20 protein-coding genes are annotated in these 22,904 nt (G+C 72.4%); 10 read left to right on the top strand and 10 right to left on the bottom strand.

Annotation, left to right across the window (positions count from 1 at the left end; translation table 11 throughout):
- Positions 1-12: 12 nt before the first annotated feature.
- From LOK46_RS25950 to LOK46_RS25920, 7 genes are all read right to left on the bottom strand, one after another.
- Positions 13-1,098: a protein-glutamate methylesterase/protein-glutamine glutaminase gene (locus tag LOK46_RS25950; RefSeq protein WP_273561216.1), complete on the bottom strand. Its 1,086-nt coding sequence runs from the start codon at positions 1,096-1,098 to the stop codon at positions 13-15.
- The gene (locus tag LOK46_RS25945) at positions 1,095-1,943 is read right to left on the bottom strand and encodes a CheR family methyltransferase (RefSeq protein ID WP_273561215.1); all 849 of its coding nucleotides are present in this window, start codon (positions 1,941-1,943) and stop codon (positions 1,095-1,097) included. Before LOK46_RS25945 ends, LOK46_RS25950 begins: the two co-directional genes overlap by 4 nt.
- A 13-nt stretch (positions 1,944-1,956) precedes the next feature.
- Entirely contained in the window at positions 1,957-2,460 is a 504-nt protein-coding gene (locus LOK46_RS25940) for a chemotaxis protein CheW (RefSeq protein ID WP_273561214.1), read from the bottom strand.
- Between the two features lie 108 nt (positions 2,461-2,568).
- Positions 2,569-4,830, bottom strand: coding sequence for a HAMP domain-containing methyl-accepting chemotaxis protein (locus tag LOK46_RS25935; protein WP_273561213.1), 2,262 nt, complete (start codon positions 4,828-4,830; stop codon positions 2,569-2,571).
- A gap of 49 nt (positions 4,831-4,879) precedes the next feature.
- On the bottom strand, positions 4,880-5,425 hold the full coding sequence (locus tag LOK46_RS25930) for a chemotaxis protein CheW (protein ID WP_273561212.1): 546 nt from the start codon (positions 5,423-5,425) through the stop codon (positions 4,880-4,882).
- Positions 5,425-7,560, bottom strand: coding sequence for a chemotaxis protein CheA (locus LOK46_RS25925; RefSeq protein WP_273561211.1), 2,136 nt, complete (start codon positions 7,558-7,560; stop codon positions 5,425-5,427). Before LOK46_RS25925 ends, LOK46_RS25930 begins: the two co-directional genes overlap by 1 nt.
- 577 nt (positions 7,561-8,137) lie before the next feature.
- On the bottom strand, positions 8,138-9,376 hold the full coding sequence (locus LOK46_RS25920) for a methyl-accepting chemotaxis protein (RefSeq protein ID WP_273561210.1): 1,239 nt from the start codon (positions 9,374-9,376) through the stop codon (positions 8,138-8,140).
- Between the two features lie 319 nt (positions 9,377-9,695).
- Here LOK46_RS25920 and LOK46_RS25915 point away from each other — a divergent pair, with 319 nt between their 5' ends.
- From LOK46_RS25915 to glnT, 7 genes are all read left to right on the top strand, one after another.
- Positions 9,696-9,977, top strand: a complete 282-nt coding sequence (locus LOK46_RS25915; protein ID WP_273561209.1) for an STAS domain-containing protein — start codon at positions 9,696-9,698, stop codon at positions 9,975-9,977.
- A gap of 35 nt (positions 9,978-10,012) precedes the next feature.
- Positions 10,013-10,378: a response regulator gene (locus tag LOK46_RS25910; RefSeq protein WP_024828568.1), complete on the top strand. Its 366-nt coding sequence runs from the start codon at positions 10,013-10,015 to the stop codon at positions 10,376-10,378.
- Between the two features lie 164 nt (positions 10,379-10,542).
- Positions 10,543-11,148, top strand: a complete 606-nt coding sequence (locus tag LOK46_RS25905; protein WP_273561208.1) for a helix-turn-helix domain-containing protein — start codon at positions 10,543-10,545, stop codon at positions 11,146-11,148.
- 150 nt (positions 11,149-11,298) lie between these two features.
- Positions 11,299-12,192 carry a class II glutamine amidotransferase gene (locus LOK46_RS25900; RefSeq protein ID WP_273561207.1) on the top strand — a complete coding sequence of 298 codons (894 nt, stop codon included), beginning with the start codon at positions 11,299-11,301 and terminating at the stop codon, positions 12,190-12,192.
- Positions 12,192-12,881: a protein glxC gene (locus LOK46_RS25895; protein WP_273561206.1), complete on the top strand. Its 690-nt coding sequence runs from the start codon at positions 12,192-12,194 to the stop codon at positions 12,879-12,881. The genes LOK46_RS25900 and LOK46_RS25895 overlap by 1 nt, the downstream gene beginning before the upstream one ends.
- Positions 12,881-14,209, top strand: a complete 1,329-nt coding sequence (locus LOK46_RS25890; RefSeq protein ID WP_273561205.1) for an FMN-binding glutamate synthase family protein — start codon at positions 12,881-12,883, stop codon at positions 14,207-14,209. Before LOK46_RS25895 ends, LOK46_RS25890 begins: the two co-directional genes overlap by 1 nt.
- Positions 14,210-14,321: 112 nt before the next feature.
- On the top strand, positions 14,322-15,620 hold the full coding sequence (gene glnT / locus LOK46_RS25885; RefSeq protein ID WP_273561204.1) for a type III glutamate--ammonia ligase: 1,299 nt from the start codon (positions 14,322-14,324) through the stop codon (positions 15,618-15,620).
- Between the two features lie 36 nt (positions 15,621-15,656).
- On the opposite strand, the gene LOK46_RS25880 is transcribed toward glnT, so the two are convergent.
- Positions 15,657-16,805 carry a hypothetical protein gene (locus LOK46_RS25880; protein WP_273561203.1) on the bottom strand — a complete coding sequence of 383 codons (1,149 nt, stop codon included), beginning with the start codon at positions 16,803-16,805 and terminating at the stop codon, positions 15,657-15,659.
- Between the two features lie 71 nt (positions 16,806-16,876).
- Positions 16,877-17,833 (bottom strand): antibiotic biosynthesis monooxygenase, encoded by a 957-nt coding sequence (locus tag LOK46_RS25875; RefSeq protein WP_273561202.1) that lies wholly within the window; start codon positions 17,831-17,833, stop codon positions 16,877-16,879.
- Positions 17,834-18,505: 672 nt separating this feature from the next.
- Between LOK46_RS25875 and LOK46_RS25870 the strand changes: the two genes are divergently transcribed.
- Positions 18,506-19,021, top strand: a complete 516-nt coding sequence (locus LOK46_RS25870; RefSeq protein WP_273561201.1) for a hypothetical protein — start codon at positions 18,506-18,508, stop codon at positions 19,019-19,021.
- An 8-nt stretch (positions 19,022-19,029) separates the two neighbouring features.
- On the opposite strand, the gene LOK46_RS25865 is transcribed toward LOK46_RS25870, so the two are convergent.
- Entirely contained in the window at positions 19,030-19,341 is a 312-nt protein-coding gene (locus LOK46_RS25865) for a PilZ domain-containing protein (RefSeq protein WP_273561200.1), read from the bottom strand.
- Between the two features lie 158 nt (positions 19,342-19,499).
- On the opposite strand from LOK46_RS25865, the gene LOK46_RS25860 reads away from it, so the two are divergent.
- Both LOK46_RS25860 and LOK46_RS25855 read left to right on the top strand, forming a co-directional pair.
- Positions 19,500-22,223 carry an ATP-binding protein gene (locus LOK46_RS25860; protein ID WP_273561199.1) on the top strand — a complete coding sequence of 908 codons (2,724 nt, stop codon included), beginning with the start codon at positions 19,500-19,502 and terminating at the stop codon, positions 22,221-22,223.
- Positions 22,223-22,897 (top strand): LuxR C-terminal-related transcriptional regulator, encoded by a 675-nt coding sequence (locus LOK46_RS25855; RefSeq protein WP_273561198.1) that lies wholly within the window; start codon positions 22,223-22,225, stop codon positions 22,895-22,897. Before LOK46_RS25860 ends, LOK46_RS25855 begins: the two co-directional genes overlap by 1 nt.
- Positions 22,898-22,904: the final 7 nt, after the last annotated feature.

Here is a 22,904-nt window from a genome sequence, read left to right as displayed (position 1 = left end):
CTCGCCCCCGCCTCAGCGCGCCGCGGACAGGCCGAAGCGCCGGATCTCCAGGTGCATCTGCTCGAGCGGCAGGACCTTGGCGGCCGCGCCGCGGTCGATCGCCTCCTTGGGCATCCCGAACACGACGCAGCTCGCCTCGTCCTGAGCGACCGTCTGCGCCCCGGCCCGGCGCATCTCCAGCAGGCCGTTGGCGCCGTCGTCGCCCATGCCGGTCATGAGGATGCCGAGGGCGTTCGCGGCCGCCGCCCGGGCGGCCGACCGGAACAGGACGTCGACCGACGGTCGGTGGCGCGCGACGAGGGGACCGTCCTTCACCGACACAGCGTAGCTGCCGCCCCGGCGCTCGACCATGAGGTGCCGCCCGCCCGGGGCGATCAGGGCGCGGCCCCGCATCACGAGGTCGCCGTCCTCCGCCTCCTTGACGGTGATCGCGCAGAGCCCGTTCAGGCGCTTGGCGAACGCCGCCGTGAAATGCTCCGGCATGTGCTGCACGATGACGAGGCCGGGGGACTCGGCGGGCAGCACCTCGAGCACGTCGCGCAGGGCTTCCGTCCCGCCCGTCGACGCGCCGATGCAGACGATCCGGTCGGTCTCGACCACCACGCGCCCGGGGACGGGCGGCGGCAGGACAGCGTCGGCCGAGAGTTTCGCCTCGACCAGCTGCCGGGGCGGCCGGCTCCCGCGCAGCTTGGCCCGCGCGGCCGCCCGGACGGCGTCGCAGACGCGGACGGTGGATTCGAGCAGGAACTGGCGCGTGTCGACCCGCGGCTTCGGCAGCACGTCGACGGCGCCCGCCTCGAGGACCTCGAACAGCATCCGGGAACCCGCCCCGGTCAGGGTCGAGCAGACGATCACCGGCAGCGGCTTCTGCGCCATGATCTTCCGCAGGAAGGTCAGGCCGTCCATGCGGGGCATCTCGAGATCGAGGATGATGACGTCCGGGATCTCCTCCTGGATCCGGCGGGCGGCGATGAACGGATCGGCGGCCGTTCCCAGGATCTCGATGTCGGGCGCCGTCTCCAGGATGCTGCACAAGGTCTGGCGGACGGAGGCCGAGTCGTCGACGACGAGGACGCGGATCGGTCGGGACGCGCTCACCGGCTGGACTCCCTCAGCTTGCTGAAGACGGTGGAGGAGACCTGGTCGAGGCCCGCCACGCCGACGCCCGCCATGGATTCGGAATGGCCGACGATCAGGTAGCCGCCGGGGCGCAGATGCGCGGCCAGACGCGCGACCACGGCCTTCTGGGTCGGCTTGTCGAAGTAGATCAGCACGTTGCGGCAGAAGACGAGGTCGACGTCCCGGTCGATCGGGTAGGCCTCGTCCATCAGGTTGAGCCGCTGGAACCGCACCCGGGCGCGCAGCTCCGGCACGATCCGCCCCTCGCGCCGGGCCCGGTCGCGCGCGACCATCACGTAGCGCCGCCGCAGGTCCGCCGGCACGGCGGCCAGCATCTCTTCCGGGTAGATCGCCGCGCGGGCCCGCTCGAGCACCTCCGAGGAGATGTCCGTCCCGAGGATGGCGTAGCGGAACCGGTCGGCGGCCATGTCGTGCAGGACCATCGCCAGCGTGTAGGCCTCCGCCCCCGTCGAGGCCGCCGCGCTCCAGACTTTGAGCAGCGGCCGGTCGCCCCGCGCGGCCAGCCGCGGCACGATCGTCGCGCGCAGCAGGTCGAAATGCGCGGGCTCGCGGAAGAAGTCGGTCTTGTTCGTCGTCACGCAGTCGACGAGGTGCGGGAACTCGTCCGCGAGATGGCCGGCCTCGAACAGGTGGCGGCCATAGGCCTCCAGGGTCGGGAGATCGAGGGCCCGCATGCGCTTGCGCAGCCGGCCCTCGACCATGGTGCGCTTGGCCGGCGGGAGCTGGATGCCGACGTGCTGCTGGATGAGGTCGGCGACGGAGCGGAAGTGTCGGTCGCTCAGGTGACCCGGTTCGGCCTCCATGGTGGCGGATCCCTCAGGCGGCCTGCGGGGCTGCGGCCTGCGGGGCTGCGGCCTGCGGGGCCGCGGCCAGCGCCGGGCCGTTGCCGTCCATCAGCGCGACGAGGTCGAACACCACCACGAACGCCTCGCCCCGGCGGCCGATGCCCGCGATGTAGCGCGCGTTCCACCGCCCGCCGACCTCGGGCGCCGCCTCCATCTCGGCCCGGTCGAGCTCCGTCACCTCGATCACCCGGTCGGCCACGAACCCGACCCGCAGCGCCCGGCCCGGCATCGGCACGTTGAGCAGGATGATCCGGGTGGCCGGCGTGCGCGCCACCGAAGGCAGGCCGAGCTTGGTCCGCAGGTCGACCACCGGGTAGCTCTGCCCGCGCACGTCGATCATGCCGAGCAGGAACGCCGGCGCCTGCGGCAGCGCCGCCGGCACCCGGTAGTCGAGGATCTCGTGGACGTGCTCGACGTCGATCCCGAAGGTCTCGGCCCCGAGGCCGAGGGTCAGGTACTGCCACACACTGGACATGCGGGATCTCCGGATGGATTGCGGCTGCGGCTGCGGCTGCGGCCCGGCGCCGACGGCGGGATCCGCGCGGGGCCTGGCGCCGCGCGGATCCGGGTCTGGGGCGACGCGTCAGGCGACGCGGGTGAAGGCGGCGTCCTGCGCGTCGCCCTCGCCCATGTCGAGGGCGAAGCCGCCGCCCCCGGCCGGGCCGCGCCCGCCCGCCCGCTTCGGGCTCGGCGAGCGGATCGCCGCCGAGGACGCGCCCCCCGAGGCCATGCCCCCCAAGGCCATGCCCCCCGCGGCCGTGCCCATCCGCGCCGCCGTCGTCCGCAGCCGCGTCACCGCCTGATCGACGCCCGCCAGGGGAGCACCGGCCAGGGACGCGCCCGGCGCGGACGCCTCGGTGATGCGGAAGTAGGCGATCGTCGCCTGCAGCTTCTCGGCCTGGGTGGCCAGTTCCTCGGAGGTGGCCGAGACCTGCTCGGAGGCGCTGGCGTTCTGCTGGGTGACCTTGTCGAGCTGCTGGATCGCCTGGTTGATCTGGCCCGAGCCGACATCCTGCTCGCGGCAGGCGGCGGTGATCTCCTCGACCAGGCTGGCGGTCTTCTTGATGTCGGGCACGAGCCGCCCGAGCATGTCGCCGGCCTGCTGGGCGGCCTTGACGGTGTCGGACGAGAGCGTGCCGATCTCGGCCGCGGCCGCCTGGCTGCGCTCGGCCAGCTTGCGCACCTCGCTGGCCACCACCGCGAAGCCGCGCCCGTGCTCGCCGGCCCGGGCCGCCTCGACGGCGGCGTTGAGGGCGAGCAGGTCGGTCTGGCGGGCGATCTCCTGCACGATGGTGATCTTCTGGGCGATGGTCTGCATGGCCTCGACGGCGCGGCCGACCGCCACCCCGCTGGCCTCGGCGTCCTGGGCCGACTGCCGGGCGATCGTCTCGGTCTGGCTGGCGTTCTCGGCGTTCTGCTTCACGTTGGAGGCCATCTCCTCCATCGACGCCGAGGCTTCCTCGGTCGAGGCGGCCTGCTCGGTCGAGCCCTGCGACAGCTGCTCGGCCGAGGCCGAAAGCTCCTGTGAACCCGCAGACACGTTGCTCGCGGCCGCGCTCGCCTCGGCCACGACGGCGCGCAGCTTCGTCAACATGGTCTGCAGGGCGATGCCCATCGTGTCCTTGTCGGAGAGCGGCCTGGCCTCGACCGTGAGGTCGCCCCGCGCGATGGCGTTGGCGAGCGCGGCCGTCGCGTTCAGGTTCTCGGTCATGCGGCCCATGGCGCCGACGAGGTCGCCGAGCTCGTCGTTCGAGGTGACCTTCGCGGTCTGGCTCAGGTCGCCCATCGCCACCGCGTCGGCGAGGGTCACGGCGCGGCCGAGCCCGCGGGAGATCGAGAGGGCGAGCCAGGTGGCGATGCCGAGGCCGAGGAGGAGCGCCGCCGCCGCCACGGTCAGCAGGATGGTCTGACCCTGGGCCGATTCCGCGTTGGCCTGGACCGCGGCCTCGTCCATGAAGCGCTTCTGTCGCTCGGCCAGGGCCTCGAACGCGTCGATCGCGGTCGTGCTCACCTTCGCGTACTCACCCGAGGCCAGCTCGGCCGCCTTCACGGAGGTCCCGGTCTCGACGAGCGCCAGCGCGCGCTGGAACGAGGCCGCCCACGTCGCGAACCGCTCGCGGACGCCCGTGATGGCGATGCCCGCCGCCTGGGCCGCCGGGGTGAGTTCCTCCAGGGACCGGTTGATCTCCTCGCGCGACTGCTTGGCGAGGGCGACGCGCTGCTGCAGCGCGTCGACGCTTGTCGTCCCGGTCGCGGAGGTGAGCTGGCCCCAGGCCCGCTCCACCCGGCTCTTGAAAACCGCGGCGACCCGCGCGACTCGGTCCGCGGCCGGATTCTGGGCGTCCGCCGGCGTGACGGTCAGGGCGTCGAGGTCCGTGCGCAGCGCGGCCAGCGCCGGGCGACCCGCGGCGTTGATCTCGGCCCAGGTCTTCCCGTTCGAGTTGTCGCGGGTCATCTCCAGGGCGCGAGTCCCCAGCTCGGTCTGCTTCTCGAACTTGCCCATCAGGTCCTCGAACAGGCGCCGGCCCTCGTCGGACATGAGGAGCGGCCTGACCTTGGCCAGGGCCGCGCTGGCGTCGGCCCGGTTGTGCGTCACCCGCTTGGCGAACTCCGCCATCTGCGCCTCGTCGGGGCTGAGCAGGGCGCCGCGGACATTGAACCCGGCACGGATGGCGTTCGCCTTGCCCTCGAGGACCTGTTTCTGCACCTCGGCGCGGCTCAGGACGTACTTCATCGTGGTGTCGGCCGCGGTGAGCCGCTGGTAGCCCACACCGCTGGCGGCTCCGAGGAGGACGAGGATCGCGCCGAAGCCGACCCCGAGCTTGGCCTTGATCGAGAAACGCATCGTACTCACCCCTACGCACACAATACTTGGAGAAGACCGCGACAGGTCTTCAGTCGAGGATCTGTTCGAGGTCCGGGACGATGATGAAGTCGTCCCCGGCCTTGACGATCGCGCGGATGTACTCGGGCCGCCACGTCGTCCCGACCGGCGGCACCGCCTCGCAGTCGGCCGGGTCGACCTCGGTCACCGCGAACACCTTGTCGGCCACCAGCGCGACCACCACCGGATCGCCCGCCACCGCCACCTCCAGGACCAGGAAGCGCGTGTCCGGGCTGTCGGCCGCCGCCGGCATCCCGAACCGACCGCGGATGTCGGCCAGCGGCACGACGTTGCCGCGCACGTTCACGATCCGGTCGAGGTGCGCCCGCGCCCCGGCCACGCGGGTCGCCGGGATCGGGTCGATGATCTCGCGCACCATCCCGGCCTCCAGCGCGAAGCTCTCCGTGCCGATCCGGAACATCACCACCTGTCGGCCGCCCCGCTGCCCCGCCGGACCGCCGACCTGCGGGCCCGCCCGCGGCCCTGGCCCGGGAGGCCCGCCCAGAACGCCGCCCGGCACGCCGCCCGTCACACCGCTCGTCACGCCGCCGCTCATCACGCCACCTCCTGGTACGCGCGCGGGCTCTCGCGCGAAGTCTCGCGCGCCCGCTCGCCGCCACTCACGAGCCGGCCGACATCGACGATCAGCGCGGCCGTGCCGTCGCCCAGGATCGTCGCCCCCGAGAACGTCGCCACGTCCGCGTGCAGCTTCGACAGCGACTTGATCACCGTCTGGTGGTTGCCGATGATCTGGTCCGCCACCAGGCCGACCCGCGCCTCGCCCGCCGACACCACGATCACCTTCTGGTGCTCCTCCGGCTCGCCCGACGCCCCGAACAGGTCCCGCAGCCGCAGGAACGGCACCAGCGCGCCGCGGATGTTCAGGAAGTCCCGCCCGCGCCCGCCGCGCGCGCCCGCGGGCAGCTCGACGCACTCCTCCACCGCCGCCAGCGGGATCACGTAGCGCCCCGCCCCGACCCGGATCAGCAGCCCCTCGATGATCGCCAGCGTCAGCGGCAGGCGCAGCGCCACGCAGGTCCCGCCCCCCGGCTCGGTGGTGATGTCGATCGTGCCGCGCAGGCTCTCGATCGTCTTCTTGACCACGTCCATGCCGACCCCGCGCCCCGACAGCGCCGAGATCGTCGCCGCGGTCGAGAAGCCCGGCGCGAACAGGAACTGGTAGATCTGCTGGTCGGTCAGCACCGCGCCGGGCGCGCACAGGCCCCGCTCCTCGGCCTTGGCGCGGATGCGCGCCGCGTCGAGCCCGGCGCCGTCGTCGCGCACGCTCACCAGCACCTGGGCGCCGACATGCTCGGCGGTCAGCGTGATCCGGCCCGTGGCGGGCTTGGCGCCGGCCGCGCGGCGCGCGGGCGCCTCGATGCCGTGGTCGATGGCGTTGCGGATCAGGTGGACGAGCGGGTCGGCCAGGCGCTCGATCACGGTCTTGTCGAGCTCGGTCTCCTCGCCGCCGGTGACGAATTCGACCGGCTTGCCGAGGTCGCGCGAGAGGTCGTGGACGAGGCGGCGGAAGCGGCCGAACAGGGCGCCGATGGCGACCATGCGGATGCTCATCGTGGTGTCGCGCAGGCGGGCCGAGAGGCGCTCGATCTCCTCCGCGACGGTCTTGAGGCCGGGGTCGGCGTGCAGGCCGGCGAGCTGGCCGAGGCGGGCCTGGGCGATGACGAGCTCGCCGACCCGGTCCATCAGCTCGTCGAGCCGCTCCGCCTCGACCCGCACGCTGCTGGCCGGCCGGTCCTCGGCCCGCCGCGCCGCCGCCGGCGCCCGGGCATCGGGCGGGGCGACTGACGGGGCGGCGGGCGCGGCCGGCGGCACCGGCTCCGCCGGGACCGGAGCGGCGGCGCCCGGAACGGGGGCGAGCGCCTCGGCCTCGGCCGGGGCCGGCGGGGCGGCCTCCGGTGTGGCGTCCGGCAGCGCCAGGCCTTCCGGCTGCAGGGTCAGGACCATCTCGTCGCGCACGAACAGGAACACGTCCTCGACCGCCGCGCGGCTGACGGGCCCGCGCAGCGTGACGTCCCAGCCGAGGGCGAGGCTCTCGGGATCGAGGCCGGCCAGCTCGGGCAGGGCGTCGAGCCGCGGCACGACCGTGCAGGCGCCGAGGTCGCGCAGCTCGTCGAGGAGCGCCAGGGGGTTGGTGCCGTTGCGCAGGACGTCCGGGGCGAAGGCGATGCCGATCCGCCAGCCGGCCTCGGCGGCCGGGGCGTCGCAAGAGGCGTCGGACGAGGCGGCAGCGTGGGCGGCAGCGTGGGCGGCGGTGTCGGCGGTGGTGTGGGCGGCCGCGTGGGCGCCACGGTGTGCTGTGGCGCCGAGGAGCTGCTCGAGTTCGGCCAGGATGGCCTCGCCGATGATCGGGGCGCTGGCCTCGGGCTCCTCGATGAGGCCGCGGATGAAGTCCTTGGCCGAGAGGGAGACGTTGACGAGGTCGCGGCCGACCGGGACCTCGCCGCGGCGGACGCGGTCGAAGGCGGTCTCGAAGTCGTGGGTGAAGGCGGCGACCTGCTCGAAGCCGAACATGGCGCCCGAGCCCTTGATGGTGTGCAGGGCGCGGAAGGCGGTGTCGATCAGGGCCCGGTCCTCGGGCCGGTCGCCGAGGTCGAGCAGGGTCGTCTCCAGGCAGGCGAGCAGCTCGGCGGCCTCGGCGCGGAAGATCTCCGCCGGATCCAGAGCAGTCATGGACGATCGGACCCCCGAACACAGAACGCAGATACAGAACGAACCGCCCGATCCTGAGCGCGAACGGATGCTCCGACTCCGGACGCGGACCGTGTCCTCAGCGATCAGGCAGCTGCGCGGACTCTCACGGCGCGCGACGTCCGCGCGGTGACGGGAAATGACGAGCACCCGCCGCCTGACTTGTATGGTTGTATAAAATCGGACCAGAAATTTTCGGTTAACGAGCAGATTTCGATCCTGACCGAACAGTATATCTACCTACACACCGAAGAAATTGATTGTTGTATACGGCGATCGCGTGAGCCGCGGATCACAGGATCTCGGGCGCGCCGTCCGGCGCGGTTCCGCCCGGCACGGCGCATTGACTCGCGTTGACCCGCGTTGTCTCGCATCGACGCGCAGCCGCGCGGATTCGGACCGCGGCAGCCCCGTGCGGGAGGCGGCGAGAGGATCGGATCGGGAGTGCGACCGGGGCCGGTCGCGGCGAGTCGGGCGCGGGAAGGCCCGGCCGCGGTGCGACCGCCGACCGGGCCCGATCGGGCTGCCCCTGGACCGCGCCTGCGCGGCGCGCCCGCGCTCAGAACAGGTCGATGCCGTCCAGATCGTCGGCGACCGCAGCGTCGGCGGCCGGGTTCTCGGTGACCGGGGCACCGCCGAGCAGGCGCTCCGTGAGGCGTGCCCGGACCTCACCCAGCGTGCACCCGGTGATCGCCGCCGCGATCCAGGCCGGGTCGGCCGCGGTACCCGGCGCCGCGCCGCGGTCCGCGCTGTCGGCGGAGAGCCGGCCGAGCTCCGCTCCGGCCGAGCGCAGCAGGCCCTCGACGTTCTGGATGCGCTGCTTGGCCCGGTCCTGGAACTGCATCGCCACGATCGCCGCCGACACGTCCTGCGTGATGGCCTGCGTGGTCTCGGCAGTCTGCTGCAGGATGCCCGCGACCTGCGCGTTCTGCTCGACCAGCGCCCGCATTACCATCCGGACGCGCGTCTCGGCGGTCCGGCTCTCCTCGGACATGTCGATCGCCGCGATGTCGCCCAGCAGGGTGTGGCTGCTGCGCAGGCCGTCCGCCATGGTGCCGATCTGCTGCTTGATCACGTCCGACAGGGCGTTGATGGTCGTGGCGAGGCCGCGCACCTCGTCGGCGACCACCGCGAAGGCCGCGCCGCTGGCGCCGGCCCGGGCCGCCTCGATCTTGGCGTTCAGGGCGAGGAGGTTGGTCTGGCGGTTGATCCGCTCGATCTGCGCCACGCTGCCCTCGACCGACGACAGGCCCTCGAGCACCCCCGCGAGCCCCTGCGCGAGGGTCGACCCGCGGGACGACATCAGGGTGATCCGCTCGATCAGCGCGGTGAGCGTCTCGCCGAGGCCGGCGGCGACGTCGCCGAGCTGCAGGGTCTTGCCGTCGATCTGCACGGTCTGAACCGAGGCGACGAGCCCCCGGACGATCTCCGACTGCTCGCAGGTCGAGGCGGCGATGTTCTGGAACCGGTTGGACAGGCCGTGGACGTTGGCCTCCACGTCGGTGGAGACGATCCCGAGCTCGGCGACGAGGGCGTCGAGCAGCGTCCGCTGCTGCGCGGAGAGGCCGAGCCAGGCCTGGAGCAGGTCGGCCGCCTGCGCGGCGGGCGTCGGCTCGGCCGGCATCGCGACGGGCGGCGCGGGCTCGATGGAGGAGGCGGCCGCCTCCGCGAGCGGGGCCGCCGGGATCGCGGCGCCGAGCGCCGCGCCCGATCCGCGCCGGTCATCGGGCCGCAGCTCGGGCCGGCGGAACCGGGCCGGGACCTGCCTGAGAATGTCGTGGGCGACTTGGAAGGACATCGGCGGGCGGATCTCTCGGAGTCGACCGATGCGCGCGGGTCAAGCGGCAATCCGACGGCCGGTGCCTGCCCAAGGCTAAGGATCGTCGTTAAAAAAAGCGTTATCGCTCGGCCGAAGGCTGCAGCGGGAGACACAGAGCACAGTATTAGCTCAAGACGACTATTCAATGCAGGACAGATCTCAACCCTGTGCTGGACCCGCCCCCGCGTCAGCCGCCCTCGATTGGCCGAACCTTCAGGAAGAATTTACCCGCCGCGGTGTTGACTCGAACGTGGCGGCGCGTCGCCCCGCAAGTCTGTCGTCGAGGTTACGAACCCGCATGTCCGAGGCCCCCGCCCTCACGCTCGGTCCCGACTGCACCATCCGGACCGTCCGGTCGCTGCAGGACACGCTGACGGCGGCGCTCGCCGGCGCGGCGCGCCTGACCCTCGACTGCGCGGCGGTCGAGCGCGCGGACATCACCTTCGTCCAGATCGTGCTCGCGGCCGACAAGGCGGCGCGGCATCGCGCCGCCGGCATCGCGCTGGTCAACGTCCCCCCGGCGGTGGAGAGCGCGTTCCGGCGCGCCGCGATCGCACTCCCCAGCGCGCCGCTCCTCTAGGCGCGCGCTCCAGGCGCAAGAACGGAATCCGTGTCATGGCCACTGTCCTCGCCGTCGACGACTCGCCCAGCATCCGGCAGATGATCAAGGTGGTGCTCGGCCCGGCCGGCCACACGGTGATCGAGGCCGGCGACGGCGCCGAAGGCCTCGCGAAGGCCAGGAGCGAGAGCGTCAACCTCGTCATCACCGATCTCAACATGCCGGTGATGAACGGGTTGGAGATGATCAAGCAGCTGCGGACGCTGCCGAGCTGCACGGGCGTGCCGATCCTCTTCCTGAGCACAGAATCCGACGAGGGGATCAAGCAGCAGGCGAAGGCGGCCGGGGCGACCGGCTGGATCACCAAGCCGTTCAAGCCCGAGCAGCTGCTCGCCGTCGTGGGCAAGCTCGTCCGCGCCTGAGGCCGCGCGGCCGGGACGACCGCGCCCCGCCGAGCCCCCAGCCTCCAGCCCCCGCCCCCGCCCCCGGCGGCGGGCCTGCGGAACGCGGTGCAATCGGCTATGGACCGTGGATCGACCGGCCGGGACGCCTCCGGCCGCGGGGTCTTCCAGTTCGCGGGCCTTCCATGCTGAATACCGGTTCGAACGCGCCGACCGAGGACGGCAAGAGCCTGGAACGGGCGCTCGGGCACCAAGTCCGCGCCCTGCGCCGCGAGCGGGAACTCTCGGTCGCCGATCTCAGCGCGGCGGCCGGCATCTCGCCCGGCATGGTCTCGAAGATCGAGAACGGGCAGATCTCGCCGTCGCTCGCCACGGTCAACGCGGTGGCGAAGGCGCTCAACGTGCCGATCACCACCCTCTTCGCCGCCTTCGAGGAGAGCCGCGACTGCTCCTACGTGAAGAAGGGCACCGGGGTCGTCATCGAGCGGCGCGGCACGAAGGTCGGGCACATCTACGAGCTGCTCGGCGCCGGCATCCGCGGCGAGACCGTGCTCGAGCCCTACCTCATCACCCTGGAGGAGGATGCCGAGGTCTATACCGGCTTCCGCCACGCGGGCGTCGAGTTCATCTACATGCTGAGCGGCGAGGTGAGCTACCGCCACGCCGGGCAGGATTACCACCTCAAGCCGGGCGACGCGCTCCTGTTCGACGCCGAGGCGCTGCACGGGCCGCAGACGCTGATCAAGCGGCCGATGACCTACCTGTCGATCATCGCCTATCCCCGGCAGTGACGCCGGCGCCGCGCGCGCCGAGCGCCCCTGCCCGACGGCGCCGCAGCCGGTGGTGAATTTCTCAGCAGGAAATTTTAGTGATCCTTAGTTGACGAATCCGGGGCGCCGTGCGAGCCGTATGCCGGCAGGCGGCACGGAGTTCGCAGCGTCATGTGCGGGATCGTCGGACTATTCCTGAAGACTCCGGACCTGGAACCGCAGCTCGGCGCGCTGCTCTCCACAATGTTGGAGACGATGACCGATCGCGGCCCCGACAGTGCCGGCTTCGCCGTCTACGGCGACACCGCCGCGGGGGTGAAGCTCACCTTGCGCGGGGCGGATGCGCGGGCGCTGGCGACCGTCGTGACCCGGCTCGAGGCCGCGACCGGCCCGGCCGTCGCGGCGAGCGCGCGGGACACCCACACGGTGCTCACCGTGGACGCGGCGGCGGCGGACGCAGTCCGCGCCTGGCTCGCCGACAACGCGCCGGAGATCGACGTGGTCTCCGTGGGCCGGCGGATGGAGATCTACAAGGAGGTGGGCCTGCCCGCCGCGGTGGCGGACCGCTTCGACCTCGCCGGCATGGCGGGCAGCCACGGCATCGGCCACACCCGCATGGCGACCGAGAGCGCCGTGACCACGAACGGCGCCCACCCGTTCTCCACGGGGCTCGACGAGTGCCTCGTCCATAACGGCTCCCTGTCGAACCACAACGACCTGCGCCGGCGGCTGCGCCGGGAGGGTATGCGCTTCGCCACCAGCAACGACACCGAGGTCGCCGCCGGCTACCTGAGCTGGCGGATGCGCGCCGGCGCCTCCCTCGAGGAGGCCCTGCAGGCGAGCCTGACCGATCTCGACGGGTTCTTCACCTTCGTGGTCGGCACCCGGACGGGCTTCGCCGTCCTGCGCGACCCGATCGCCTGCAAGCCCGCCGTCATGGCCGAGACAGACGCCTACGTGGCCTTCGGCTCCGAGTACCGCGCCCTGGTGGGCCTGCCCGGCATCGCGCGCGCCCGGGTCTTCGAGCCGGAGCCCGCCAAGGTCTACGCCTGGGAGCGCCACTGATGCCGACCGTCGACCTGCGCGCCGAGCCGCTGCGCGCCCTGAACCGCGCCCTCCACGCCCTCAGGCCCGACACGAACGAGACCCGCTGGACGGTCGTGAACCCGGACGGCCGGCACGCCATCGCGGCGGGCCTCGACGCCCCGATCCACGTCGAGATCGAGGGCAACGCCGGCTACTACTGCGCCGGCATGAACAAGCGGGCCAGCGTCGTGATCGGCGGCAATGCCGGGGTCGGCGTCGCCGAGAACATGATGTCGGGCTTCGTCCACGTGCGCGGCGACGCCAGCCAGGCGGCCGGGGCCACCGCGCAGGGCGGCCTGCTCCTGATCGACGGCAATGCCGGGGCGCGTTGCGGCATCTCCATGAAGGGGGTCGACATCCTCGTGAAGGGGTCGATCGGCCACATGTCGGCCTTCATGGCCCAGGCCGGGACCCTGACGGTGCTGGGCGATGCCGGCGAGGCGCTGGGCGACTCGCTCTACGAGGCCCGGCTCTACGTCCGCGGCGCGGTCACGAGCCTGGGCGCCGACTGCGTCGAGAAGCCGATGGCCGACGCGCACCGGGAACAGCTCTTCGCCAAGCTCAAGGCCGCGGGGCTCGCGGGCGAGGTCGATCCGGGCGAGTTCCGCCGCTACGGGTCCGCGCGCAGCCTCTACCACTTCCACGTCGACAACGCCGGAGCCTACTGATGGCCGAGACGCCCCCGCGCACGGCGCCGCGCACCTCGGCGACCTTCACCCCCGAGGTCATGGCGGAGATCCGCCGGGCGGCGGCGACCGGCATCTACGACATCCGCGGCGCCGGCGCGAAGCGCGCGCTCCCGCATCTCGACGACCTGCTGTTCCTCGGCGCCTCGATCAGCCGCTACCCGCTGGAGGGCTACCGCGAGCGGTGCGGCACCGAGGTGGTGCTGGGCGACCGCTTCGCCTCGAAGCCGATCCGCCTGAAGACCCCGGTGACCATCGCCGGCATGAGCTTCGGCTCCCTCTCGGCCAACGCCAAGGAGGCCCTCGGGCGCGGCGCGAGCCTCGCCGGGACCTCGACCACCACGGGCGACGGCGGCATGACCCCGGAGGAGCGGGGGCACTCGCAGACCCTGGTCTACCAGTACCTGCCGTCCCGCTACGGCATGAACCCGGACGACCTGCGCCGGGCCGACGCCATCGAGGTGGTGATCGGTCAGGGCGCCAAGCCCGGCGGCGGCGGCATGCTGCTCGGGCAGAAGATCACCGAGCGGGTCGCCGGGATGCGCTGCCTGCCGCCGGGCATCGACCAGCGCTCGGCCTGCCGCCACCCGGACTGGACCGGCCCGGACGACCTCGCGATCAAGCTCGAGGAGCTGCGCGAGATCACCGACTGGGAGAAGCCGATCTACGTGAAGGTCGGGGCGAGCCGCCCCTACTACGACACCGCCCTCGCCGCGAAGTCCGGCGCGGACGTCGTCGTGCTGGACGGCATGCAGGGCGGCACGGCGGCCACGCAGGACGTGTTCATCGAGCATGTCGGCATCCCGACGCTGGCGGCGATCCGGCCCGCCGTGCAGGCGCTCCAGGATCTCGGCCTGCACCGGAAGGTCCAGCTCGTGGTCTCCGGCGGCATCCGCTCCGGCGCCGACGTCGCCAAGGTGCTGGCGCTGGGCGCCGACGCGGTGGCGATCGGCACCGCGGCGCTGATCGCGCTCGGCGACAACGATCCCCGCTGGGAGGCCGAGTACGCGGCGCTCGGCACCACGGCGGGCGCCTACGACGACTGGCACGAGGGCAAGGACCCGGCGGGCATCACCACGCAGGATCCGGAACTCGCCCGGCGGCTCGACCCCGTGCTCGGCGGCCGGCGCCTCGCCAACTTCCTCGCCGTCATGACCCTGGAGGCGCAGACCATCGCCCGCGCCTGCGGCAAGAGCCACCTCCACAACCTGGAGCCCGAGGACCTCGTCGCCCTGACGATCGAGGCCGCGGCCATGGCGCAGGTCCCCCTCGCCGGGACCGACTGGATCCCCGGCAAGGCCGGCCTGTGAGCGCCGCGCCGTGACGGCCGCGCTCTGACGACCGCGCTCCGACAGACCGGGGCCGCCGCCGGGCGACCCCTCCCCGTTCCGGCCCTCGTCGGCCCTAGTGAGGGTGCATGCGATGTCGCTCGATCTCGAGACCGCCGCCAAGGAGCGCGGCATCAAGTATTTCCTCGTCTCGTACACCGACCTGTTCGGGACCCAGCGCGCCAAGCTCGTCCCGGCCGCGGCGATCGCCAGCACCTGCCGCAGCGGCGCCGGGTTCGCGGGCTTCGCCACCTGGCTCGACATGAGCCCGGCCGATTCCGACCTCCTCGCGATCCCCGACGCGGACGCGCTGATCCAGCTGCCCTGGCGCCCCGAGGTCGGCTGGCTGCCGGCCGATCTCGCCATGGACGGCCGTCCGGTCGAGCAGGCGCCCCGCAACCTGCTCAAGCGCCTGATCGCCGAGGCGGCGGATCTCGGCCTCGCGATGAAGACCGGCGTCGAGTGCGAGTTCTTCCTGATCACCGCCGACGGCGCCGAGCCCGCCGACATGTCCGACCGGCAGACGAAGCCCTGCTACGACCAGTCGGCGCTGATGCGGCGCTACGACGTGATCAGCGAGATCTGCGACGCGATGCTCGCCCTGGGCTGGAAGCCCTACCAGAACGACCACGAGGACGCGAACGGCCAGTTCGAGATGAACTGGGACTACGACGACGCCCTCGTCACCGCCGATCGCCACGCCTTCTTCAAGTACATGACCCGCTCGATCGCCGAGAAGCACGGCCTGCGCGCGACCTTCATGCCCAAGCCGTTCGCCGACCTGACCGGCTCGGGCTGCCACGCCCACGTCTCCCTCTGGCGGGACGGGCGGAACGTCTTCGCGGACCCGTCCGACCCGATCGGCCTGTCGCCGACGGGCTACCACTTCATCGGCGGCCTGATCCACTCGGCCGACGCGCTGGCGGCGATCACCAACCCCTGCGTCAATTCCTACAAGCGGATCAACGCGCCCCGGACCAATTCGGGGGCGACCTGGGCGCCCAACACGGTGACCTACTCGGGCAACAACCGCACGCACATGATCCGCATCCCCGGGCCGGGACGGTTCGAGTTCCGCCTCGCCGACGGGGCCGTCAACCCGTACCTGCTCCAGGCGGCGATCCTGGCGGCCGGGCTCGACGGGATCCGCAACCACCGGGATCCAGGCCCGCGCCTCGACATCAACATGTACACCGACGGCCACACGGTCGAGGGCCTGAAGCGGCTGCCGCTCAACATGCTGGACGCCCTGCGCGCCCTGTCGGGCAGCGCGATTCTCGGCGAGGCCCTGGGCCCCTTCGTGCCGAGCTATCTCAAGCTGAAGAACGAGGAGTGGAACGCCTTCTGCCAGCACCTCACCCAGTGGGAGCGGGACACCACCCTGGATTGCTGACGCCGCGCGGATCGAAGCACGCCGTGGACGGCCGGCTCATTTCAGGTGGTAGGCCACCCCGGCGATCAGCGCCTTCTCCTCGGTGTTGAGGGTGCGTCGCGGGTCGCCGCCGAACTTGTTGTGCCAGTACTGGAAGCCGGCGAAGACCTCGACCCGGTTGGGCGAGTTGGCCAGCAGCTGCCCGACATCGAGCACGAGGTTGGTCTGCGAGACGAATTCCAGCTGCGTGTCGTACTGGTTGATCGTGCCGTAGCGGCCCTTGGGCAGGACGATGGTGTTGAAGCCGGCCAGCGACAGCGGCAGCCCGGTGAACGGCAGCGGGATCGTGTAGGTGATCTCGAATTCCGGCGTCATCTTGAACTCGACGCTGCGGAAGTGGGAGTAGTCGAAGCCCGGCACGGCATCGCGCCCGGAATTGCCCGGTACGGGGCCGTTCCCCGCCAGGCCGTTGCGGGAGAATTCCTTGTAGCCCTGGACCTTCAGGTTCACGAACCCGGCCGGCACATCGAAGGCGAAGCTCAACCCGAAGGTGCCGGCGCGCTTCTCGGAATCGAAGGTCGTGTCCTTGGTGTTGACATCGGCTCCTAACGACAGGCCGACATCCTTCACGAAGCCGGGAATGGCGAGGGCCTGCGTGTCGAAGACTTTGTTGAGGCTCAGGACGCCCCGGTAGATCAGGTAGAACTCGGTGGCGCCGACGCCCTCGAACCTGCGGACCTGGTTGCCCGCCGGGTCCTGGGATCCGGATCGGAGGATGTCGAGGGAGAGCAGGTTCGTCCCGTAGGCCCACGAATTGGCGTGGAACAGGTTGATGACGTTCTTGGGGACCTCGCGCCCGACGAACTGGCCGTCGGGACGCTGGACCCGGAGTCCGGGCTCCGCGGACGGCCCCTGGAAGCGGTAGCTCACCACAGTGTCGGAGAAGTTGAAGAAGGACGGCGGCGGCGCCGCCATCACGGTGGCGGCCGCGACGGGAACGCCGGCCTCCTGGCGCCGCGCGCGGGCCGCCGTTGCCGGGACGGGCGTCCCGTCTGGCCCCCCCGCACTGGCCGGGGCCGCGGCGGGGATTGTAGCCGGAGCGGACGCGGGCTCGGCGCGGGCCGGACCGGCCAGCCCGGTCCCGCAGGCCAGGATCAGCAGCCCCGCCGCCGAGAGCGGGCTCATCCAGGACACCGACCGGAGCATCGCGCGCCCTTCCCCTGACCCGTCCCCTGAACGGCGCCGCGCGGACCGCGACCGCCCCGGCGCGACGCCGGTCAAAACAGCTTCCAGAACGCGAGGATCATGAGCGCGTAGGCGGCGATCAGCAGCGCGGCGCCCTGCAGGTTGACCCGCGTCCGCCGCGCCGGATCCGGCGTCAGCCACCAGCCCAGCCGCTTGGCTGCCCAGGGCACCATCTGCGAGGTGAGCAGCACGCTGAACACGTTGCCGATGAACAGGGCGACCGGGAAATCCACCTTCAGCATCCCGGCGAGGATCGGCGTGCCGACCAGGACGCCCCACAGGAACACGGTCGGGTAGAGCGTCAGCACGACGATCATGTTCATCTTCCACGCCGCGGGCGCCGCCCCGCCGGGCGGCGCGACGTTGCGGAACCACTGCTCGAAGCCGCTCTGCACCGTCCGCGTGTGGAATTCCGCCGTCATCGGCGCCGCCTCGGCGACCAGGGCCTGCCGCTCCGGCGAGTCCATCCAGGTGCGCAGGTTCGCCTCGCTGTCGAAGCGCAGGATCGCGACGTAGTCCTCCTGCACCCCCGGCACGGCCGGCTCGAACCGGTAGCCCTGCATGCCGGGCGCCCGCGACTGCGCGGCCGCGATCTTCTGCTCCCAGCGGAGGTAGGCGGCCTCCATGCCGGGCTTCACGCGGGTGCTGATCACCGCGCTGACCGGCGAGGTCCGGGCCGCGCTGGCGTCGTCCTTGACGATGTGGACGTCGTCGCGACCGACGAGCATCGGCGTGGTGCCCTGGATGCGGACCTGCCGCTCGGGGGAGGCCAGCCAGGTCTTGGCCTGCTCGAGGCTGTGGAACCGCTGCACGATCACCCAGTCCACCTGCAGCGGCGGGCGCGGCGGGATCAGCTGCTGCTCGATGAAGCCGGGGAAGGCCGCGACGACGGCACTGGTGTCGGTCTGCCAGCGGGCGAAGGCGTCCGCGCTCTCCGGCCGGATGGTCGTCTGCGTCACGATGCTGACGGACGTTGTGGCACCGCTCATGACCCGACGCGCTTCCGTTGCACGGCTGCCTGCACCCGCGCGCTCGTGTGGAGAGGCGGACGGCCCTCGGCGCCGCGTCCGGTCACCGCCCGGCGGGTCCGGGACGGTCCCGACCGGCGCCACCTCCGGCGAACCGGACGGCGGGTTCGTGGGCCAAGACACCGAGACGGCGACAGATTCACAGGGACCTGCCGCTCCGCGAAACGCGAGGTGAAACAACCGAAAATTGATCTTGCACCCAGCGTCCAGCACCTGATGTGCGGAACTGTTCTGCAAGCCTGCATCAACGGGCAACTCCCGACCGAAGTCAAGACCTCATCGCGGAAAGCCAATATATTAATTGTAAATACAATAGGTTCTCTACGGCGCTCGTCTTTTTAGCGGAAAGGCTTGGACGATATTTATCTTACGTGCGTGGCGCCTGGGACGCGGGAATTTTTCGGCGCCAACCCGGCCCGGCTCCCGCCACGCTGGGACGGAGCGACAACAAAAAGAGGCGGGCCGGACACGTTCGTTTCCCGGCGCGCGCCGCCGAGAGCCCGGCCCGACAGCCTTTACCAGACGGCATCGGCTGGACGGGCCGGCGCCCCGTAAGGCGGCCTTAACACTAACCGATCATACCCGGGGGCTGTCGTAGAGCCTCTGGGGTGTGTGCGTGCCGCGATGAATGCCGTGTCAGGACCGCCCGCCGGGCTCAGCACGTCCCTGACGCAGCGCGTTCTCGACGGCAGCACCCCGCACCCCGAACCGGTGACCGGCGTCGCGGCGGCCGACGCGGCCCGGGCGACGTCGAGCAGCGCCGCGACAACCTCCGCGGCGCCGGCTCTCGATCCGGCCCGGATCCGGGACCGCATCGACGCCCTCATCGACAACCAGATCACCGCCGGCCGGATCACCGGCGACCAGGGCGGCGTGCTCCGCCAGTTGCTCACCGCGCCCGAGGCCGGAGCGGCCGCCGGACCGGCGGACGCGGCGGCCGCGCAACCGGCAAGTTCCGCATCCACCGGAACCGCCGGCGCCCCCCAGGATCCGGCGGCCTCCAGCGACGCGCGTCTCAGCCCCAGCGAGACGCTGGCCTCCTTCATCCAGCAGATGCAGCGGACGCAGAGCCGGACCATCGGCTACGGCAGCGACGGCGCCCGCAACACCGATGTCACCAGTTCCCGGCTGCTCGACTTCAACACCTGAGCCCGGCGCTACCAGGATCGCGCGATCCGCGAGACCCGCTGCAGGGCGAGGCTGTAGGCCTCCGCGTCCGCGTCGACCTGAACATGGACCCCGCGCGCGCTGGTCGTCACGACGCGGGCGCGCACGGTCCCGAGGATCGCCGCGTCGATCACCAGCACCGTTCCGGGCGCGGCCGCGAACGCGTCGGGCATCGCCATGAGCAGGCCGCCCGCGCTGACGTCGAGGATCGCCGCCCGATAGCTGCGCGCCGCGTCCCGGACCCGGGCCGAGAGCGTGACCGGAAATCGGGGCGCCGCGCGCCGGTCGCCGGCCTCACGCATGGCGCCCTCGCGGACAGGACGATTTCATCTCGACTATAGACACCCACACTGACCTAATAGAGACAAATACATTCTCGATTAAGGTAAAGAGCCGGTTAACCTTCTGCCACGACACTGCGCCCGCGCGCACAGTTCCGCGCCCGCCCGTGTCGGAGCCGATGAGCGCAGACCTGTCCCTTGCCCAGCCCGCCCGTCCCGGTGCCCCCGGTCCGGACACCGAGGCCCTGCGCCAGATCGTCGACGCCGCGTCCGGGCTGATCCTGCGCCTCGACGGCGCGGGTCGGGTGACCTTCGCGTCCGCGGGGGGGCCGTCGATCCTCGGTGCCGGCGCCGAAGCCCTGGTCGGGCATCCGCTGCGCGACGCCCTCCACCCGGAGGATGCCGGCGCCCTCGCGGACACCTCGGGCGCGGGCCAGTCCGACACGGCGCTCGTGCGGATGCGCGGCGGCGATACGGGCTGGGTCGCGACGGTGCTGGTCGTGCGCGCGATCGCCGGCACGGCGGATCGCGTCGTCACGGTCCGCGCGGCCTCGGAGCCGGAGCAGACCTACGCGAACCTGCGCACGAGCCGCGACCATTACCGCGCCCTCGTCGACACGCTGCCGCAGCTCGTCTGGATGGAGCGGGCCGACACGGGCGAGACGATCTACGTCAACCAGGCCTTCGAGGCCTATTGCGGCCCGATCCCCACCACCCGCGCGGCCCGCACGGACCGGTTCCACCCCGAGGACGCCGACCGGATCGCCGGGGCCTACGCCAAGGCCCGCGTGCAGGGCCGGTCGAGCGAGATCCAGGGCCGGGTCGCCGACCGGGCCGGCCGCTTCCGCTGGCACCAGTTCGTGGTCCGGCCCCTGCACATGGGCGGCGACCTGATCGGCTGGCTCGGCTCCGCCCTCGACATCGACGAGATCGTCAGCGCCCGGGAAGCCCTGGTGGAGAAGGGCGAGCTCCTGCGCCTGGCCCAGGAGGCGGCGGGCGCGGGCCTGTTCGACCTCGACCTCGCGACGCGCGACCTGATCCTGTCGCCCGACAGCGCGCGCCGCCTCGGCTTCTCGGGGGACCGTCCGGCGGTGGTGAACGTCGCCGAGGGGCTGCGGCGGGTCGTCCCCGCGGATCGCGCCGCGACCCTGCGGGCGGTGCGGGCGGCCGCGGCCGAGCGCAGGACCTTCGACGTCGCGTTCCGGGTGCCGGACGCGGGCGGCGGCTGCCGCTGGATCCAGGCGATCGGGCGCCCCCATCGCGACCGCGACGGCGTCGCGGCGCGGATCGTCGGCCTGACCCTCGACATCACCGCCCGGAAGGACGGCGAGCGGGCGCTGATCGCCGCCAAGGCGGCGGCCGAGGCGGCCCGCGCCGAGGCCGAGCGCGCCGACGCGGCCAAGACCGAGTTCCTCTCGGCGATGAGCCACGAGATCCGCACGCCGCTCAACGCGGTGATCGGCTTCGCGGGCCTGCTGGCCGAATCCGGCCGGCTCGACGGCGATCTCCGGCGCTACGCGGAACTCGCCGCGACCGCGGGGGCGAACCTCCGCACCGTCGTGGACGACATCCTGGACTTCTCGTCCGTCGAGGCCGGGGCGATCAACCTCGACCCGGAACCGGTCGCGCTGCGCCCCCTCGTCGATGCCTGCCTCGGCATCGTCGAGGCGCCGGCCCGCGCCAAGGGCCTCGATCTGGTCGCCCAGATCGACGCCGCGGTGCCGGACCGCGTGGTGTGCGACCCCGGGCGGCTGCGGCAGATCCTGCTGAACCTCCTCAACAACGCCGTGAAGTTCACGCCGCAGGGCCGGGTGACTGTCGACCTGTTCCACGAGGAGGCCGGTCCGCGCGGCGACACGATCCGCTTCAGCGTGACCGATACCGGGATCGGGATCGCGCCGGACCGCCAGGAGCGGCTGTTCCACCGCTTCTCGCAGGCCGACAGCTCCATCCGCCGCGCGTATGGCGGCACCGGCCTGGGCCTCGCGATCAGCCGCCGGCTGGTCGAGCTGATGGGCGGCGCGATAGGTCTCGTCTCCGCGGCGGGGCGCGGCTCGACCTTCTGGTTCGCCCTGACCCTGCCGCGGGCGCCCGCCGCCGCGGCCCCCGTCCGGTCCGCACCGGCGCGGCGCGGACGCACCGGGCGCATCCTCCTGGTGGAGGACGTGGAGATCAACCGCGAGCTGGCCTGCACCGTGCTCACGGCCGCCGGCCACGTCGTCGACGTCGCGGCCGACGGCATCGGGGCGGTCCGCGCCGTCGAGGCGGCGCCCTACGACCTCGTGCTGATGGACGTCCAGATGCCGCGCCTCGACGGCATGATGGCGACGCGGCTGATCCGCTGCCTGCCGGGCTCGGCCGCGCGGGTGACCGTCGTGGCGATGAGCGCCAACGTCCTGCCGGATCAGGTGCAGGCGTTCCGCGCGGCCGGGATGGACGACCATTTCGGCAAGCCGTTCGAGCCCCAGGAACTCTGCGCCGCCGTGGCGCGCTGGCTCGGCGAGCCCGCCGATGCGGCCCAGGAGGACGAGCCGACCCTCGACCGCGCCCGCTACGCGGACAACATGGCGCTGATCGCCCCGGACACGCTGGCGCGGCTCCTCGGGCAGTTCCAGACCCGCGCCCGCGAGGCGTTCGCGGCGCAGGATCCCGGATCCGCCGGCACGGCGGCCGGGCGCGCGACGCTGCGCGCCGAGGCGCACGCCCTCGCGGCCGCGAGCGGCCTCCTCGGCTTCATGCCGCTCAGCCGGGCCTGCGCGGCCCTGGAACAGGCCGGCGACGACGTGACTTTCGACGCCCTGCTCGCCCGCGCCCGCGACCTCGCCGTCGCGGCCGTCGCGGAGACCCGGACGCTGCTCTCCGGCGGTCCCGCGTCCCTCCGGACCGCCTCGGGAGCGCGGTGATGACGCTCACCAGACCCGGCGGGGGCGCCGAGGGCCGCGTCGCGATCCTGGCCGACGACGACGAGTTCTTCCGCCTCGCCATGGCCTCGCTGCTGTCCCGGCAGCTCGGCTTCGCAAGAGTGATCGAGACGGCGAGCCTGGACGAGGCGCTGGCCGCCCTCTCGGGGACGCCCGAGACGGCCCTGGCGCTGTTCGACCTGCAGATGCCCGGCATGGCCGGCGCGGGCTCCGTGGCGGCGGTGCGGGAATGCTACCCGGCGGTCAAGGCCGCGATCGTCTCGGCCTCCACCGCCCGGGCCGACGTGCTGACGGCGCTGGCCGCCGGCAGCCACGGCTACGTGCCCAAGACCCTCGGGACCGCGGAGGTCCTGCGGGCGGTCTCGGCGATCCTCGACGGCGCGATCTACGTGCCGCCCTTCATGGCGGACCCGCCGCCCAGCGCGGCCGCGCCGCCGGTCGGCGAGGTGTCGCTGACCCGCCGGCAGCGGGAGGTGCTGGAGCTCATCGTGGCCGGACGCTCCAACAAGGAGATCGCCCGGGGGCTCGATCTCGGCGAGGGCACCGTGAAGGTGCACGTCGCCGCCCTCCTGCGCACCCTCGGCGTCGCCAACCGCGCGGCCGCGGCGGCCGCCGGGCCGCGGATCCTCGCCGCCGGACTAGGCCGGACGACCTAGGCACGGC

The organism is Methylobacterium sp. NMS14P (assembly GCF_028583545.1).
In the GTDB taxonomy this organism is placed as follows: Bacteria; Pseudomonadota; Alphaproteobacteria; order Rhizobiales; family Beijerinckiaceae; genus Methylobacterium.
The sequence above is the reverse complement of the archived record's forward strand: the minus strand, read 5'-3'. Positions and strand labels throughout refer to the sequence as shown.

Bases quoted from the DNA above. Each gene is read 5' to 3' on its own strand.
- LOK46_RS25930 (WP_273561212.1), bottom strand. From the start codon at position 5,425: ATGAGCGGCGGCGTGACGAGCGGTGTGACGGGCGGCGTGCCGGGCGGC.
- LOK46_RS25925 (WP_273561211.1), bottom strand. From the start codon at position 7,560: ATGACTGCTCTGGATCCGGCGGAGATCTTCCGCGCCGAGGCCGCCGAG.
- LOK46_RS25875 (WP_273561202.1), bottom strand. From the start codon at position 17,833: ATGAGCGGTGCCACAACGTCCGTCAGCATCGTGACGCAGACGACCATC.
- LOK46_RS25935 (WP_273561213.1), bottom strand. From the start codon at position 4,830: ATGCGTTTCTCGATCAAGGCCAAGCTCGGGGTCGGCTTCGGCGCGATC.
- LOK46_RS25940 (WP_273561214.1), bottom strand. From the start codon at position 2,460: ATGTCCAGTGTGTGGCAGTACCTGACCCTCGGCCTCGGGGCCGAGACC.
- LOK46_RS25910 (WP_024828568.1), top strand. From the start codon at position 10,013: ATGGCCACTGTCCTCGCCGTCGACGACTCGCCCAGCATCCGGCAGATG.
- LOK46_RS25905 (WP_273561208.1), top strand. From the start codon at position 10,543: ATGCTGAATACCGGTTCGAACGCGCCGACCGAGGACGGCAAGAGCCTG.
- LOK46_RS25915 (WP_273561209.1), top strand. From the start codon at position 9,696: ATGTCCGAGGCCCCCGCCCTCACGCTCGGTCCCGACTGCACCATCCGG.
- LOK46_RS25920 (WP_273561210.1), bottom strand. From the start codon at position 9,376: ATGTCCTTCCAAGTCGCCCACGACATTCTCAGGCAGGTCCCGGCCCGG.
- LOK46_RS25895 (WP_273561206.1), top strand. From the start codon at position 12,192: ATGCCGACCGTCGACCTGCGCGCCGAGCCGCTGCGCGCCCTGAACCGC.
- LOK46_RS25890 (WP_273561205.1), top strand. From the start codon at position 12,881: ATGGCCGAGACGCCCCCGCGCACGGCGCCGCGCACCTCGGCGACCTTC.
- LOK46_RS25945 (WP_273561215.1), bottom strand. From the start codon at position 1,943: ATGGAGGCCGAACCGGGTCACCTGAGCGACCGACACTTCCGCTCCGTC.
- LOK46_RS25865 (WP_273561200.1), bottom strand. From the start codon at position 19,341: ATGCGTGAGGCCGGCGACCGGCGCGCGGCGCCCCGATTTCCGGTCACG.
- LOK46_RS25900 (WP_273561207.1), top strand. From the start codon at position 11,299: ATGTGCGGGATCGTCGGACTATTCCTGAAGACTCCGGACCTGGAACCG.
- LOK46_RS25860 (WP_273561199.1), top strand. From the start codon at position 19,500: ATGAGCGCAGACCTGTCCCTTGCCCAGCCCGCCCGTCCCGGTGCCCCC.
- LOK46_RS25880 (WP_273561203.1), bottom strand. From the start codon at position 16,805: ATGCTCCGGTCGGTGTCCTGGATGAGCCCGCTCTCGGCGGCGGGGCTG.
- glnT (WP_273561204.1), top strand. From the start codon at position 14,322: ATGTCGCTCGATCTCGAGACCGCCGCCAAGGAGCGCGGCATCAAGTAT.
- LOK46_RS25855 (WP_273561198.1), top strand. From the start codon at position 22,223: ATGACGCTCACCAGACCCGGCGGGGGCGCCGAGGGCCGCGTCGCGATC.